Genomic DNA, 16,645 nt, shown 5'->3' on the forward strand with positions numbered 1-16,645 from the left:
TTGGTTGATTAATAGCTTGGTAAATGTAATATTTTACTAAAAACCATACAGTTATAATCGAACAATTATACAAATTAATCGACGTAAAGGGTTTATAAATTATTGTAGGTATTGTAGTACCATTTCTGAAAGCAATAAAATGTCCATACTTTAAACGTATTATCTTCTTTGCTACTAATATGGTTTCTAACTAAACTAATAATATTATCTACATGAAATATGTTTTGATCGATAAGTTCTTTTTCGTTAATATAACTTTCCAATTCTATTTTTAAACTAGATTTAAGCCAATCTCCAACCGGAGCTCCAAAGCCACTTTTTCCTTTATCTAAAAAATCTTTAGGGAATTGATCTTTAAAAGCATCTTTAAGTATAAATTTTTTATCCCATCCCTTCATGAGGTATTCTTCGGGAAGTTGGCTTGTAAAGTTCCATATTTTTTTATTTAAAAAGGGAGCTCTACATTCAAGAGAGTTAAGCATACTTGTTCTATCAACCTTAACTAACATATCGCCTTCAAGACTGGTTGCCTTATCAATAAATCTAAAATCTGTTAAACTCTTTGGATGAGAAATATTTGTATCTTTTTTATATACTGAAAACAAATTGTCATTTATATATTTTGGTAAAAGATAGTTACTTAGTGTATTTTTTTGATAACCAAGTGATAATATATCCCAGTAAAATTCACTACCGTTATAATCTATAGAATTTAAAAGGCGCTTCATTTTAAATCGTTTACCTCTATTATCACTAGATGTTTTTAATAGAGGAGAAGTAACTTTTTTTACTATTCCATGTAGCCCTTTAGGAACCAAATTTGTATATTTAGTATTTAACTTGCCTATATAATATTTATTATATCCGCCAAAAACCTCGTCGCCACCATCTCCAGTTAATGCTACTTTTACATGCTTTTTTGTTCTATTAGAAACTAAGTAAGTTGGTAGTGAAGAAGAGTCGGAGAAAGGTTCATCAAAGTTTAAAAGAATTTTATTTACATCCTCAGTTAAGTCTTTTTCGCTTATAATAAACTCATGGTGTTTACTGTTTATAAGCTTCGCTACAACTCTTGATTTATCACTTTCATCATAAGATTTTTTTTCAAACCCTATAGAAAATGTGTCTATTGGTGTTGAAGTATGCTGTGAAAGGCATAATGAAACTATTGATGAGTCTACACCACCTGATAAAAATGTACCAATAGGTACATCTGAAACAGAGCGGCTTTTAACACTTTCATACATTAACTCTTTTGTAACCTTCTTTGCTTCGTTAAAAGAAATATCTAATTTATTAGTATTGCTTTTAGCTTCTTCTTCAATAGGGTTAATTGAAAACGTTTTTTTATTTAAATTAAATTCAATAAAATGATTAGGCTTAAGTTTATGAATACCATCATAAATAGTATAAGGAGCTGGTATATAAGTAAGTCTGAAATATAGGTTTATTCCAGTTTTGTTAATAGCTGGTTTTGTGTCTAGTATGTTTACTAGAGACTTTAGTTCTGAGGCCCAAACAAATTTATCGTTGTTTTTGTAATAGTATAATGGTTTTTCTCCAAAATAATCTCGAGCTATAAATAGTTTGTTTATGTTTTTATCATAAATACTAAAACCATACATACCATCTAGCTCTTTAAAGGACTCAACACCAAATTTTTCATATAATTTTAAAATAACTTCGGTATCACTAGTGGTATTAAATTTTACTCCTAATTTTTGTAATTTAGATTTTAATTCACGGTAATTGTATATTTCACCATTAAAAACAATTATAATTTTTTTGTCATCTGAATAAATAGGCTGCTTTCCTGAACTTAGGTCGATAATGGAAAGTCTTCTCATACCCATTGCAATAGAATAGGGGGTATTTGATTCACAAAAGATACCATCTTCATCTGGACCACGATGATAAATTAAATTATTCATCGTATTTATATTAGTTTTTAAAGTGTTTTCACTTTCTTTTTCAAATTTTATATAACCGTTAATTCCGCACATTTGTGTTTGTTTTTATGTAAAACTCTTGCAATTTACTTGCGTTTTCGTAAATATCATACCCGCCTTTTTTTATTTGACTTGATGTATTTAATCTTTCGTAATTTAGTTTATTTAGTACCGTTTTAGCCCATTTTGACTCTGAATCATTATTAATATCTAAAAAAGTAATTAAACCAGTTATGTCTACTTCTGTAGTAACTGTATTTGAAGTAACAATAGGTAGTCCTGATGATTGAGCTTCAACTAATGTAACCGGTAATCCTTCATATAACGAAGGAAATAAAAATAAATCAAAACCTTGGAGTAATTTAGGAATGTTTTTTTGTAAACCTAAAAACAAAACTTGATTTTTAATTTCAAGTTTTTTTACTTCTTTTTTTATGGGAGACATTAAATTTCCATTACCCGCTAAGGCTAATACACAATTCTTATCTTTTTTTAATATTTCATTAAAAATTTTAATAAGGAAAAAATGATTTTTTTGCTCATTAAATCTTCCAACATGCCCAATAACTTTCTTTCCAGAAACACCTAGTTCTTTTTTTACTTGTAAAGAAAGATTTGGATTGTAAGTGAATAATGAGGAGTTTATAGCATTATTAATAATAGTTATTTTCGAAGCGTTGTTTTTGCCATACAGCCATTCTCCTGCTTTTAAGCCACAGGCAAAAAAATGTGTGGCATGTTTTTTAACTTTATATTTTATTAAAGATTGAATGGCATCTTTTATAGTTGCCTTAATGTCGGTATTTTTTTTAAATATTTTTTTTAGCACATAAGGTTCAACAGCTAAATGACTATGCGCTATTCTAGTTTGAATACCTTTAGCTTTAGCTATTTTTAAAATTGTACTACTTAAAGCATTTAAATGAGAGTGAACTACATTATATTCGGGATGTTCGTCAAAAAACTGTTCTAATTTTTTCTTATATAAGAAATGTGTATGTGGCCTTATTGGCGACATTCTATAAATTTTTCCGCCTAAAGATTCTATTTCATCATCAAAAAAACCTCTTTCGCTTCTGTGCAATAAAAAATCAAATTGAATTTTTGATTTATCGACATGCCTATAATAATTCATTATCATAGTTTCTGCTCCACCAAGGTTCATTATGGTTAAAACTTGTAATACCCTAATAGGTTTTTCTTTGTTCATGATTAGTTAAATAATGATTCGTACTGTTTAACAATCTTATCTTGGCTGAATTTAGATATAACAGAGTTTCTAATTTTTTCTGGACTTAAACTTAAAAAGACTCTTTTGTTTAAAAAACTTAGAAATTCATCTTCACTTTCAGCTAAATATCCATTCTCGTTATGAGAAATAATTTCTTTTGTACCGCCAGGAACATTAAAAGCTAATACAGGTGTGCCAACTATACAGCTTTCTAATACAGTATTAGGGAACCCTTCTACATAAGACCCTTGTAAAAACAAATCGTTTAACGACATGTATTTTGAGACTTCTTTAGTAAATGGTATATAAGTTATTTTATCAGTCATTTTTTTATCGCTAATTACTTTAAAGATTTCATCTTTATAAGGCCCATCTCCAATTATTGTATATTGAAAAGGGAAATCTAATTTAGAAAGTAAATTAATAACTCTAATATGTCCTTTTTCTTTACTTAACCTACCAACTGTTATAAATTTTAAATGCGAATTCTTATTATTATTTATTGGCTTTAATGGTGCTAAATTAGTTATAGGATTGTTTATTATAAAAGCTTTGTGTTTAGGCACATTGTATATGTTTATAAAGTCTTGCGCCATATCTTTAGATTGACAAACAATTTTATCAATCATTTTATAACTTTTATGAGATAAATATGAATGGATGCTAAAGCTTTTTTTGTTAGAGGATTCTTTATAAACATCTTCCATAGAGGAAATTACACTAGCTTCTCTAATAATAAATTTTGTTTTAATGAAGAAAGGTGACATAAGCCCCATTACTGTATTTAAATGCCCTATAGAGCTTAAAACAAATTGAGGCTTATTTTTTATTAAATACAAAAATATTTTAGGAATTGCGTTTAGAACCCGTCCTTTTTCTAAAAACTTTACTTCTATACCATTAATTGAATATGCGGCATCTTTTTTATACCCCGTTATTAATAGTTTACTTTCAAATTTATTTTGGTCAATGTTTTGAGCTATATATGAAATAACCCGTTCTGCACCTCCAGCTGTTAATGTTGGTAAAATAAAAAGAACTTTCTTTTTCATAAAACTATTAATGTTATTTCATCTTAATTTTAAAATTAAATATGCTTTATAATCCTTTTAATATCTATTTTTTTTATTTTTTCTGCGGGGTTTCCAGCTAGCAGCATTCCGTCTTCTTTAAATGATTTATTTACAACTGCATTGGCACTTATAGCTGTGTTATTACCTATAGTAATGTTGCCATATATTTTTGCTCCAGGCCCAATGTATACATTATCTCCAATTTGTGGTGCTTCGGGTTTGCCGCCAGAAGCACCAATATTTGTGCATGCATGTATCCTACAATTTTTTCCAATTTTTGCATTACTATTTATTACTATAGTTCCATAATGAACAATAGAAAGTCCTGGACCAAAAACATTTTCTGGTATTGAAAAACCTAGCTTTAATGATTGTTTTCTAAACTTAACTTTATGATACTTGTAAAGTAGTTTTCCAATAACGCTATGGGATTTACAATTTTTTAAATATTCAACTTTGCGTAATCTTTTTTGAAATTCCCAAATATAGTTAGGTGCAATAATTTTTCGAAAAAAGTTATTACTATCAACTCCTAAAGCAACTTTATCTTGCTTTATGTATTTATAATAATCTGCTTTATTCTGTATCATGCTAAATTTGTGTTTTTAGGGGTGTTAAAATCAATAAAGTAAGCCAAATAGACAAAGATAACTAGTAAATATGCTTGATTAATAATGGTTTGTAGACTAAGCATAAATAAACAGAAACCAAAGAAAATGGCCAAAGCATAGAATTTTTGGTTGTAATCTATTTTTAAAATATTTATAAAATACTTGAATAATAAAATTAAAAATAGAATTAATGGAAATATTCCTGAATCTGAAAAAATAGAAAGGTAGGTATTATGACCATGATGATGTGCTCCAAAATCGAGCCCATTACCTAAAAAAGGACTCTCATAAATATACTCTAATAACTGTTCTACAAATACATCTCTACCTGAGCTATCAACATTGTCAAAATCCAATTTTAATAGGTTAACAAAATTTTCTATTTTACTTAGTTGTCTTGGGTTTAAATCTACGCCATCCAATAATGAATTTAAATTTATTAATGTTAAATAAAAACCAATTAGACAAAAGGGGAGGAGTAATAATCTTATTTTGTTTAAGTATTTAAAGTTCAGTAAAGCAAAAGACAACATAAAAACAACAAAACCAGTTGTTGAATATGTTAAAAACATAGCATAAGTTGACATTAATAATAATGCTATTTTTAAAGTTAATTGAAATTTGTTTTTTGGGTTGAAACATTTATACAAAAACACAAAACCAAGAATAGCTACAAACGAGGCATTATTTGCATCGCCATAAATACCTTGAGCCCTATCAAGGCCATAGCTTAGTTGTATACCTTTTAAATAAAAATCATAATCAAAATTTATAATAACAAAGTAGATTAGCATTATGTTAGCAATAGAAAAAGCAGACATGATTACTATTTCAAATTTTCTAATGTTTTCTTTAAATCTGAAATAACTTAAATATCCCACACAAAAAATAACAGGAACAATTGAGGCTAATATTGAAAAAGGATAATCATTTAGCACACTAGCAAGACTTACCATAATATAAAAAATAAAAAAATAAGGAAGCCATAAATTACCCGTTACCGTATATGGTGCTTTTTTTTTGACTAACAGCACAAAGCCTAATAAAATAAATAAAATATTGCCATAGGCTAATAGCTGACCTAAAGTATTTGAAAAAAACATTCCCGCCAAGCCTTGAAAATTTAAGGCATTAACCACTAAAGGATATAAAAAGCAGAAATCTATTATTTTTTTCAATTTATCTATAAGTTTTTAATTAGGGTTTCCCACTTATCACAGATTAGATTCTCATCAAATTTAGCAATTACTTCACTTGATTTATCTGATAATTCTAACCTTAAATTAGGGTTTTCTATTAAATTATCTAAACACTTCCTCATCTTGTCTTTATTTTGATTTTCTACTAGTATACCATTAATGTTATGAGATATAATATCTGAAGGTCCACTAACACAGTTATAAGCAACGCAACACATACTTTGAGACATAGCTTCTATTAATACCATAGGCAAACCTTCTGTTCTTGAGGATAGCACAAAAATTTCACAATTAGACATTATTTTTTGCATATCGTTTCTTAGACCAGCAAAAACTACTTGATTACTTATTTTTAAAGTTTCGGATAGTTCTTTTAAAAAATCATATCCGTCATTTGAAGAATCACCAACTAACATGAGCTTCCAATCCTTATGTTTGTGCAAAATTGGCTGTACTATATTTAATAAATTATCAAATCCTTTTATATAGTATTTATCTAGGCTTCCTACAGCTAATATTGTTTTTTGTTTAATTGATTTAATATTTTTATTCTTTTTAAAAGAACAAGGATTAGGAAGTATTACAACATCACTACCATGTTTTTTATAAAAATCTTTATCATAGCTGGTTAATATGGTTATTTTATTAGCAAATTTATAAATGAATTTTCTAGTAAAATTAACTAAGGCTTGATTAGTACTCGTTCTTGAATGATTTGTATGCTCTGAAGCAATAACTTTTATTTTAAATAAATTTGCAACTAAAATGGCACTTAAACTAGTTTGAGTCATAAAAGAAATTAGAACATGAGGTCTAGTTATTTTCTTTTTATAATATTTATAAAGTTCATTTGTATACCTTAAAGTTTGATTGGAAAAATTACCTGTATTAAGTTTTACTATATTTATTTTTTTATTTATTTCATACTCAATCGAATCATTAAAAATAATAATACTAATATCGTGATTTCTATTAGCTAAATTATTAGCCAAAGTTACAAGCACTCTTTCTCCACCTCCTTTTCTTAACGAACTTATAGCAAAATCTACTTTCATGAGTTAATTGTTTTGTAACCTATTTCTTCTTATTTTTTCTAATTTATGAAAAATGCGATAAACCCATATAGGACAATATCTGGCTATTTTCGTATAAATATTATTGTTTTCTGTATTATCGAAATTTTGTGTAATTATTTGTTTAATTTTTTTACGATGTTTATAATCTAAATCTAATTTTTTATTATCGAAAAGTTGTTGATAGTGGTGTAAAACAAAGAATAAAACATACTTTTTAGATGCTTTTAATATCTCTTTACTTTTAAAACAGTTTTTTATGTTATCCTGAAACTTATCAATAGCATCAATTGATTTTAAGTTTTTTACATTATAACTACCATGCATTATACTAGAAGTGTTTTCTATAAAATAGTTGTAATACGGTGTATTAATATAACCTACTTTATCTAAATTACATAGTAAAGATGATGTAAACATCATATCTTCATAGATATAGTTTTCTATAAACCTTTTTTTTAATATAACATCCTTTTTGTATATTCTTCTGCAAACCGAAAATTGTTGATTCTTTATAATTCTAAGTGCTAGCTCTTCTTTTGTTTGAACAATAAAATTTGGTGTTCGTTTAATAACGGGATCCATTGTTGATTGGATGTCGCACTCTACTATATCTAGATTATATTTAACGGCATAATTTAATAAGTCTTCATACATTGATAGTTCAATCCAATCATCACTATCTACAAAAGAGATAAAATCTCCAGTTGCATACTTTAAACCTGTGTTTCTGGCCGCACTTAATCCACCGTTTTTTTGATGAATAACTTTAATTCTAGAATCTGTTTCTTTTATATTATCACAAATAAGTCCACTTGAATCTTTTGAGCCATCATTAACTAAAATAACTTCTAAGTTTTTATGAGATTGCTTTAATATACTTTGCAAACAACGTTCAAGGTATTCTTCAACATTATATACCGGAACAATTACACTTACAGTTAAATTTATCATATCAAGGTTCAATTAATTAAATTTATTTATCCTGTAAGTGTTTACTTTATGAAAAATTTCATAAAACTTAGTAGGAAAAAATTTTATTAGTAAAACATAAAAGTTAAAATCTTTTATGGTTGCTTTTTTCTTAATAATTTGTTTGATTTTTTTTCTATAATATATATCTTTATCTAGGTTTGAATTGTTGTATAACTGAACGTAATTAAAAACTAAATACTTAATTAGTATTTTATTTAATAATACTTTGTTTTTTTTATTGTTTGTAACCTCCATGAGGTTGCTATTTGTTTCTAATATAACATCAATACCTTGAACTTTTTTTATATTATAGTTGGTTCTAGTAATACTTTCGTTATCTGATGTATAAATGTAAAGAGGTACTTTTACGTAACCAATCTTCTCTATACTCTTGTATACTTCAGAAACAAAGAGGGCATCTTGATGAATTTTACCATAAGCAAACCTAATGTTTTTTAATAATTTGGCTTCAAATAATTTTGTCCAAACATTATAAAAACCAGGTTTTTCTATTCTTGAAATAGCTTCGTCTTTACTTTGAATAACAGTTCTTATTTCATCAAATTTAAATTGTTTATATGTATTACTTTTTATAAAATCGCATTCAACAAACTTTAAATTATGTTTTAGTATTGAAAGTATTAAAATTTCATACATTTCTTTTTCTATTACATCATCTCCATCAACAAAACCTATATAATTTCCTGTAGCAATTTCTAAACCTTTATTCCGCGCGCTACTAGTTCCTTCATTTTCTTGATTAATAATAATAATTCTAGAATCTATATTTTTGTAAGTATTGCATATGGCTAAGCTATTATCCTTAGAACCGTCATTAATTAATATAACTTCTAAGTTTCTATAAGTTTGATCCAAAATACTTTCTATACATTTTGCAATGTATTTTTCGGCATTATAAACTGGAACAATAATACTGATCTTCGGATTCATAAAAATGGCACGTATTTTTTTAATCTTAAAGAAAAATCTCTGAAACCTTTACTTAAAACAAATAATAAAGGAGTAAATATTAAAACCAACAATACATTTGTTTTGATACCTAATAAAATTAAATCAAAAAAAGTAAGTACTGTTGCATTAGCCCCCAAACAAGTGTTGTTAATATAAACTATTGCATAGTAAGCTAAAATAAACGCTATTATATTTTTTGTGAATGTTAACCAAAAAAAGGTAATTACGTTTAATTTAAAACCGTTTTGAAACAAATAATAGGTTTTCCAAATAATTATTACTATCGACATACTAACTGTTGTGCCAAACATAATACCTGCAATACCCCATTTTTGACCAAAATAAATTGACACAAAAAGATTTATTATAATTTGGACAATAGGAGCCCAAGTATCAGCAAATAAACCGTAAGCATTTATAAAATTATCTATTGGGTTTCTAATAGTTAATATAAATACGTTTATTAAAATTAATATTATAATTTTATTATCCAGTATATATTCTGCACCGAGCCACACTTTAATAAATGGAGTTAATAAAAAATATAAGTTTATAAATATAAAACCCGCAATAAAAAAACGTATAGCTATTAATTCCCAAAATACTTTTATTATATTTTTTTTATCATTCTCTGCCACTAAATTACCAACACTAGCATTAGTGTTTCCAAATATTTGTGCTATTAGATTATTGAGGTATATAATTATCATATTATAATTATCAAATAGGGCTACACTTTTAATGTTTACCAAAGAAAATATTAATAATTGATCGGTTCCAAAACTTATAAATGTTGATATTTTATGAACAAATATTTGTTTGATTTTAGTTATTATAACCTCATATTGCGCTTTGCCTTCAGATAAATCAAACTTTTTATTTATATCTAGCCATGGATATATTTTTTTTATTTTGTATCTTATAATTATCGTGTAAATTATTGAAAATACTAACTCTAATGTTATCCAAAGAACGACATCCTCATAATAAAAAGCTAAAAATGCTTGTAATAGCTGTTTAACTAATTTTGAAGATTGTAAGTACGAATTTATTAGATATCCTTTTTGGTCTGCATACAATAAACTTTGATGATAATTATAATAATATCCTAAAAGAGATGCTATTAAAAAAGAATAGAAACAGTAGTTTATTAATAAAAGGGAAAAGGTTGATTCGTTAAAAATTTGTCCAAAAAAAAGAGACAAAACAAAACTTGCAACTAAAATGATTAAGCCAACTCGTTTATAGAGATAGCCCATTAAGGCAATAATTTTATTGATTTCTTCTTTATTGTTATCAAACAAAGGTTTGTATAAAGCAAACCCAATAGCTGTACTTACACCAAGCTCTGCCAGATTAAGGAATTGTAAAATACTTCCAATGGTGCCCGTAAGCCCCATAAAATTAACCCCTAGTTTGTCTAAGAATATTTTTCTAGTAAAGAAAACTACAAAAACAGATAAAATGTAAAAAAACACATTTACTTTAGCGTTTAAAAGTGTTTTTTGTATCCTAGACATTTTTAATTAAGTTTGTTTTGAGTGGTAAAAGCTTATAGAATAGTGTGTCTGTCTATAAGCTTTTATCTGCTATATTTTTTAAAACGCCTTTAACATCGTAAACTACGCCATTGGGTTTTAATAAAGATCTTAAGTCTTCTTTTAAAAATTCTTTATGAGCTACTGTTAAAACGATAGCATCATATTTTTCGCTAGGCAATTGTTGAACAGTTTTTATGTTATATTCATGCTTAACTTCATCTGGATTAGCCCAAGGATCGAAAACTAAAACTTCTGGTCCATAACTTTTTATTTCATTAATAACATCAACCGCTTTAGTATTTCTAACATCAGGGCAATTTTCCTTAAAAGTTATTCCTAATACAAGTACCTTTGAGCCTTTAATTTTAATGTCTTTTTGAATCATTAATTTCATGATTTCTGAGGCTACATATTGTCCCATGCCATCGTTAACTCGACGTCCAGCTAATATTATTTCGGGATGATAACCAACCTCTTGTGCTTTTTGAGCTAAGTAGTAAGGGTCTACACCAATACAGTGTCCGCCAACTAAACCAGGTTTAAATGGGAGGAAGTTCCATTTAGTTCCAGCGGCTTCTAAGACTGAATGTGTATCAATATCCATTAGATTAAATATTTTTGCAAGTTCGTTTACAAAAGCAATATTGATATCACGCTGTGAGTTTTCAATAACTTTTGCAGCTTCTGCCACTTTAATAGTAGGAGCCAAGTGAGTTCCTGCGGTAATTACACTTGCATATAAATTATTTACTTTTTCTCCAATTTCAGGAGTAGAACCAGCAGTTACTTTTAAAATTTTATCAACAGTATGTAATTTATCTCCTGGATTTATTCTTTCAGGAGAGTATCCTGCATAGAAATCTTTATTAAATTTAAGACCACTTATTTTTTCTAAAACGGGAATGCATTCATCTTCTGTTACACCTGGGTAAACAGTAGATTCATAAATTACAATATCTCCTTTTTTTAGTACTTTACCTACGGTTTCGCTAGACTTATATAACGGTGTTAAATCTGGTCTGTTATTTTTGTCTATTGGAGTAGGTACTGTAATAATATAAATGTTTGAGTCTTTAATATCATCAAGATTTGATGAACAATAAAGCCCATTGTTTTTCTCTTCTTTAGGTTTTAAAACCGCTTGTAAAATGTCTTGTTCAACTTCTAATGTAGAATCAATTCCTTTGGATAGTTCGTCAATTCTATTTTGGTTTATATCAAAACCAACGACATCATACTTAGTTGCAAAAAGTCTAGCTAAAGGCAAGCCAACATATCCTAAACCAATTATAGTAATTTTATTTTTATTCATAATAGTATATTATTGGCCAATTGAATAGTATTCAAATCCAATGGTATTCATTTTTTGTTTATCTAATAAATTTCTTCCATCAAATATAAAAGCGGGTTTTTTCATATGCTTATATATTTTTTCCCAATCGTAACTAACAAATTCATCCCATTCAGTCATTATGGCAATGGCATGAGCTCCTTTAGAGGCTTCATAAGGAGTTGTTTCGTAACTAATATTGTTATGGTTTTCTTCCTCAGTCCTAGTATTTAAATAGTTTATGTCTATTAAGACTTTTTCTTTTGAAACTTTTGGGTCGTAAACAGCAATTTTTGCTTGCTCACTTAATAAATGATCGGCGACGTATATAGCTGCCGATTCTCTGGTGTCATTAGTATCTTTTTTAAATGCCCAACCAAGTAATGTTATTTTTTTTCCAGAAACAGTATTGTAAAGAGTTTTTATTAATCTATCTGAAAAACGTCTTTTTTGGTAATCATTTATTAAAATAACTTGCTCCCAATAATCTGCAACTTGATTTAAGTTATAACTTCTAGCTATATAAACTAGGTTTAATATATCTTTTTGAAAACAAGAACCACCAAAACCTACAGAAGCATTTAAAAACTTAGACCCAATTCTAGAATCCATACCTATTGCTTTTGCAACTTCTTTTATGTTAGCTCCAGTATGCTCACATAATTCTGATATAGCGTTAACAGAAGAAACTCTTTGCGCTAGGAAAGCATTTGCTGTTAACTTAGATAGCTCAGAAGACCATATATTTGTTCTTAATATTTTATCATCATCAACCCACGAATTATATATGCTGGCTAAGCTTTCTATGGCGTTATCAGATTCGCCACCAATTAAAACTCTATCTGGGTTTAATAAGTCTTGAATAGCAGTACCTTCTGCCAAAAACTCAGGATTTGAAAGAATTTGAAAATTTATATCACCCCCCGTATTATGTAAAATGCTTTTTATTGCTTCAGCTGTTCTTACAGGTAAAGTAGACTTTTCAACCACAATTTTATCAGTTGTTGCTACTTCGGCAATATTTCTAGCGCAAAGTTCAACATACTTTAAATCGGCAGCCATACCTTTACCTTTCCCATAAGTTTTAGTAGGTGTATTTACTGAAATAAAAATCATTTCAGAATCTTTAATATTTTTATCAATATCTGTTGAAAAAAATAAATTTTCACCTCTTGTTTCTTTAACTATTTCAGCCAAGCCAGGTTCGTAAATAGGAAGTTTTGATAAATCTTCATCATTCCAAGCTGCTATTCGCTCTGCATTAATGTCAACAATAGTAACTTTAATATTTGGGTTTTTTTTAGCAATTACTGCCATTGTAGGGCCTCCTACATAACCTGCACCAATGCAGCAAATTTTTGTAATTTTCATCTAACTATAAATGTTTCCAATACCAATTAACGGCTTCTTTTATACCATCATTAATATTATATTTAGGATTGTAGTTTAACAGCTTTTTAGCTTTCTCAACAGAAGCTAGCGAGTGAGGAATATCACCAACTCTATTTTCTCGGTGTTTTATTTCAATGTCTTTGATAGAACTGTCAAATTTTGAAAGATGCTTTTTTAATAATGTAGTTAATTCTAGTAGTGTTGTTCTGTCTCCAAATGCTACATTATAAACGGTATTTAAGGCCTTTTTATTTTCAGTTGTTATAGCTAGCAAATTCATTTGAACTACATTGTCTATATATGTAAAATCTCTAGAATAACTACCATCACCATTAATCATTGGCGATTCATGGTTTATAAATTGTTTGACAAATAGAGGTATTACAGCTGCATATGCTCCATTCGGATCTTGACGCCTTCCAAAAACATTAAAATAGCGTAAACCAATAGTGTCTAATCCATATGCGTTTTGGAAAATATCTGCATATAATTCATTTACATATTTAGTTATGGCATATGGTGATAATGGTTTGCCTATTACTTCTTCAACTTTAGGTAATGCCTCATGGTCACCATAAGTTGATGAACTAGCTGCATAAACAAAGCGTTTAACCTTAGCATCTCTTGCGGCTACAAGCATATTTAAAAAACCAGAAACATTTACATCGTTAGTTGTTATAGGGTCGTTTATAGATCTTGGCACAGAACCTAAAGCAGCTTCATGCAGAATAAAATCTACCCCTTTACAGGCCATGTTACAGTCGTCTATATTCCTAATATCACCTTCAATAAGTTTAAAGTTATTGTTTTCTAAAAAAGGTTTAATATTTTCTCTCTTACCTGTTGAGAAATTATCTAAGCATACTGTTTTTACATTGTTTAAAAGAAGTGTTTCGCAAAGGTTAGACCCTATAAATCCAGCACCTCCAGTAACTAATACAGTTTTGTTTTGTAGATTTTTAAACATTAAATTGGGGTTTGTTATTAATAGCTGTCGCAAATATGTAAAAAAATATTTAAACCTAAGCTATTATTATATCAAGTTGATGTTTTTTACGATTAAAACCACATAACTCTATTTTTGTTTAATTTAATCGATAATTTAAGCTATATAACCATTTAATTTTATTTGTAAGCACTTCTAAATATAGGTTGTTTTAATTTTATAAACACTTAGCTATTTTTTTTATTACTAGGTTATTAACAATGCTTTTTTTTATTCAATTTACTACTTATTTTCGCAAAAAAAATTATAAATAATCCAAATCAAATTTTTAATCGTATATAAAGCTTTATGCTTGAAACACGGATGAAATACGTAATTTATCGATAAAATACATTTTTTATTAATTTTCTTACGTAAAATTTGTTTTTTTTCGATGAAAAGCACATAAGTTCGTTAAAAAGTATATATATTTGTTACCCCCCATAAATCTATAAATAAATGAAAAACCTACGATTAAACCTAAGAACATTGACTATTTTATTATTATTCTTGATGTTGTTACCTTCATGCAATAATGAAGAAATTTTTGTTGCAGAATCTACAATAATTGCTGATGAAACTGACGAGGAAAATGAAGAAGAGAATGAAGATACAGATAACGAAGATGTTGCACCGCCAATTGAAACGATTGATGATGAATTTACTACATCAGAAAACCTTTCTGTAGATATTGAACTTCATATAAATGATATCAATATTCCAGAAAGTGTTGAGTTGTCTAATACTAACCCATCAAATGGAACTTTATTAGTTAATGACAATGATACACCAAATAATATTTTAGATGACACTATAATTTATACCCCGAATCCAAATTTTTCTGGAGTCGATTCTTTTGAGTATACAATTTGCGATGCTCTAAATACAGATAATTGTGATACAGCATTAGTTACCATAACTGTAGAGGCTAATCCTGATGATATTGCTACAGAATTAAAAGCATTTCCAACAGCATATGGTTTTGCTTCTAAAGCAACCGGTGGTCGTGGAGGTGTGGTATTACATGTTACAAACTTAAACGATAGCGGACCAGGTAGTTTTAGAGAAGCATGTGAAACTGTAGGGCCAAAAACAATTGTTTTTGATGTTAGTGGAACAATAACATTACTTTCGCCTTTAGCAAACGAAAGAGATTGTACAATTGCTGGTCAAACTGCCCCTTCAGGAGGAATAACTATTAGAGGGCAACGACTTAAAGCAAGAGAAAATACAATTATTAGGTATATTAGATTTCGACAAGATAGGGAAGATGGTAGTATGTCTATGAGTGGTATTGCTGCTTGGAGTCAAGATGACCTGATTCTTGATCATTGCTCTATATCTTATGGTAGAGATGAATCTATTTTATTTTGGGACGGTGGTACTAAAGCGGGTGCTCACACAATTCAAAAATGTATTGTTGCTGAAGGTAAAACTGGAGTTATTCTAGGTTCTGGTGTTAGCGATGATAGAAGAGGAAATGCTGGGCAATACTCATTTCATCAAAACTTAATAGAACACATGCATAGAACGCCTAATACTGCAGGAGATGGTGATTTTGAATTAGTTAATAATGTTATATATAACTGGCAAATAAGGTTAAGTTCTGTTTACAATTCTGGCAGAATTAATCATATAAACAATTATTATAAAGCCGGAAGTGCAAGCGAAGCTGCTCCACCAAATATTAATGGTCATTATTTTAATAAAATTGGAGGTGTTAACGGAAGTGGGTTCGATAGTAAGGTTTATACTGAAGGGAATATTTATGAAGGCTTTACTGCAGCAAATGAGGACAACTGGAATGCTTGGTATTATTTTTCATCAAATCAACTTGCTGATGAATCAAGATTTAGAGCAAATTCACCGTATAGCTTTTCACAAGAATTTCCATTAAGCCCAGATAATGCTAATGAAGCATTTCAAAATGTTTTAGCAGATGTTGGAGCTAATGCTAGTTTAAATGCAGATGGCTCTGTTACTAAATGGCTAGACAGTAATGATACACTTTATATTAGTGATGCCTTAAACGGTGAAGATAGTTTTTCTGTTAGAGATGGATCAAACGGAATAACTCCTAGATGGTATGCAGCTGAGCCTTACTTAAGTTTAAATTTCCCAGTAATTCCTGAAAATACTCGCCCAGCTGGATATGACACAGATAGAGATGGAATGGCAGATGAATGGGAAAGAAGAACCTATGGAGATTTATCTAAAACAGGAAAAGATGATACTGATGGCGATGGATATACTGATCTTGAAGAATTTTTAAACCTAGTTGATAATTAATATTTATAAATTATGATTAAATAAA

Annotated in this window: 13 protein-coding genes; 1 reads left to right on the forward strand and 12 read right to left on the reverse strand. The window is 28.4% G+C overall.

The features are described from left to right. Positions 1-92: 92 nt before the first annotated feature. Genes asnB through ACNG5D_RS07815 form a run of 12 tightly spaced genes read right to left on the reverse strand, consistent with a single transcriptional unit; the run spans position 93 to position 14,313 of the window. On the reverse strand, positions 93-2,003 hold the full coding sequence (gene asnB / locus ACNG5D_RS07760; RefSeq protein ID WP_418182929.1) for an asparagine synthase (glutamine-hydrolyzing): 1,911 nt from the start codon (positions 2,001-2,003) through the stop codon (positions 93-95). Beyond that, complete coding sequence (locus ACNG5D_RS07765; RefSeq protein WP_418182930.1) at positions 1,990-3,159, reverse strand: glycosyltransferase family 1 protein; 1,170 nt, start codon at positions 3,157-3,159, stop codon at positions 1,990-1,992. Before ACNG5D_RS07765 ends, asnB begins: the two co-directional genes overlap by 14 nt. A gap of 2 nt (positions 3,160-3,161) precedes the next feature. Next, entirely contained in the window at positions 3,162-4,232 is a 1,071-nt protein-coding gene (locus ACNG5D_RS07770; protein WP_418182931.1) for a glycosyltransferase, read from the reverse strand. A gap of 35 nt (positions 4,233-4,267) precedes the next feature. After that, entirely contained in the window at positions 4,268-4,843 is a 576-nt protein-coding gene (locus ACNG5D_RS07775) for a serine O-acetyltransferase (protein ID WP_418182932.1), read from the reverse strand. Continuing rightward, positions 4,840-6,042: an O-antigen ligase family protein gene (locus ACNG5D_RS07780; protein WP_418182933.1), complete on the reverse strand. Its 1,203-nt coding sequence runs from the start codon at positions 6,040-6,042 to the stop codon at positions 4,840-4,842. The genes ACNG5D_RS07775 and ACNG5D_RS07780 overlap by 4 nt, the downstream gene beginning before the upstream one ends. 5 nt (positions 6,043-6,047) lie before the next feature. Beyond that, positions 6,048-7,118: a glycosyltransferase family 4 protein gene (locus ACNG5D_RS07785; protein WP_418182934.1), complete on the reverse strand. Its 1,071-nt coding sequence runs from the start codon at positions 7,116-7,118 to the stop codon at positions 6,048-6,050. A gap of 3 nt (positions 7,119-7,121) precedes the next feature. Continuing rightward, a complete protein-coding gene (locus tag ACNG5D_RS07790) occupies positions 7,122-8,090 on the reverse strand; it encodes a glycosyltransferase (RefSeq protein ID WP_418182935.1) in 969 nt (322 codons plus the stop codon). Positions 8,091-8,102: 12 nt separating this feature from the next. Beyond that, positions 8,103-9,062, reverse strand: a complete 960-nt coding sequence (locus ACNG5D_RS07795; protein WP_418182936.1) for a glycosyltransferase — start codon at positions 9,060-9,062, stop codon at positions 8,103-8,105. Continuing rightward, positions 9,059-10,603: a lipopolysaccharide biosynthesis protein gene (locus ACNG5D_RS07800; RefSeq protein WP_418182937.1), complete on the reverse strand. Its 1,545-nt coding sequence runs from the start codon at positions 10,601-10,603 to the stop codon at positions 9,059-9,061. Before ACNG5D_RS07800 ends, ACNG5D_RS07795 begins: the two co-directional genes overlap by 4 nt. A 52-nt stretch (positions 10,604-10,655) precedes the next feature. Continuing rightward, on the reverse strand, positions 10,656-11,936 hold the full coding sequence (locus ACNG5D_RS07805; RefSeq protein ID WP_418182938.1) for a nucleotide sugar dehydrogenase: 1,281 nt from the start codon (positions 11,934-11,936) through the stop codon (positions 10,656-10,658). Between the two features lie 9 nt (positions 11,937-11,945). Then, entirely contained in the window at positions 11,946-13,325 is a 1,380-nt protein-coding gene (locus ACNG5D_RS07810; protein WP_418182939.1) for a nucleotide sugar dehydrogenase, read from the reverse strand. 4 nt (positions 13,326-13,329) lie between these two features. Then, positions 13,330-14,313 (reverse strand): SDR family oxidoreductase, encoded by a 984-nt coding sequence (locus ACNG5D_RS07815; RefSeq protein ID WP_418182940.1) that lies wholly within the window; start codon positions 14,311-14,313, stop codon positions 13,330-13,332. Between the two features lie 477 nt (positions 14,314-14,790). Here ACNG5D_RS07815 and ACNG5D_RS07820 point away from each other — a divergent pair, with 477 nt between their 5' ends. After that, complete coding sequence (locus ACNG5D_RS07820; protein ID WP_418182941.1) at positions 14,791-16,620, forward strand: Ig-like domain-containing protein; 1,830 nt, start codon at positions 14,791-14,793, stop codon at positions 16,618-16,620. Positions 16,621-16,645: the final 25 nt, after the last annotated feature.

Origin of the sequence: Algibacter ulvanivorans, assembly GCF_048381495.1 — a bacterium.
Taxonomy (GTDB): Bacteria; Bacteroidota; Bacteroidia; order Flavobacteriales; family Flavobacteriaceae; genus Algibacter_B; species Algibacter_B ulvanivorans.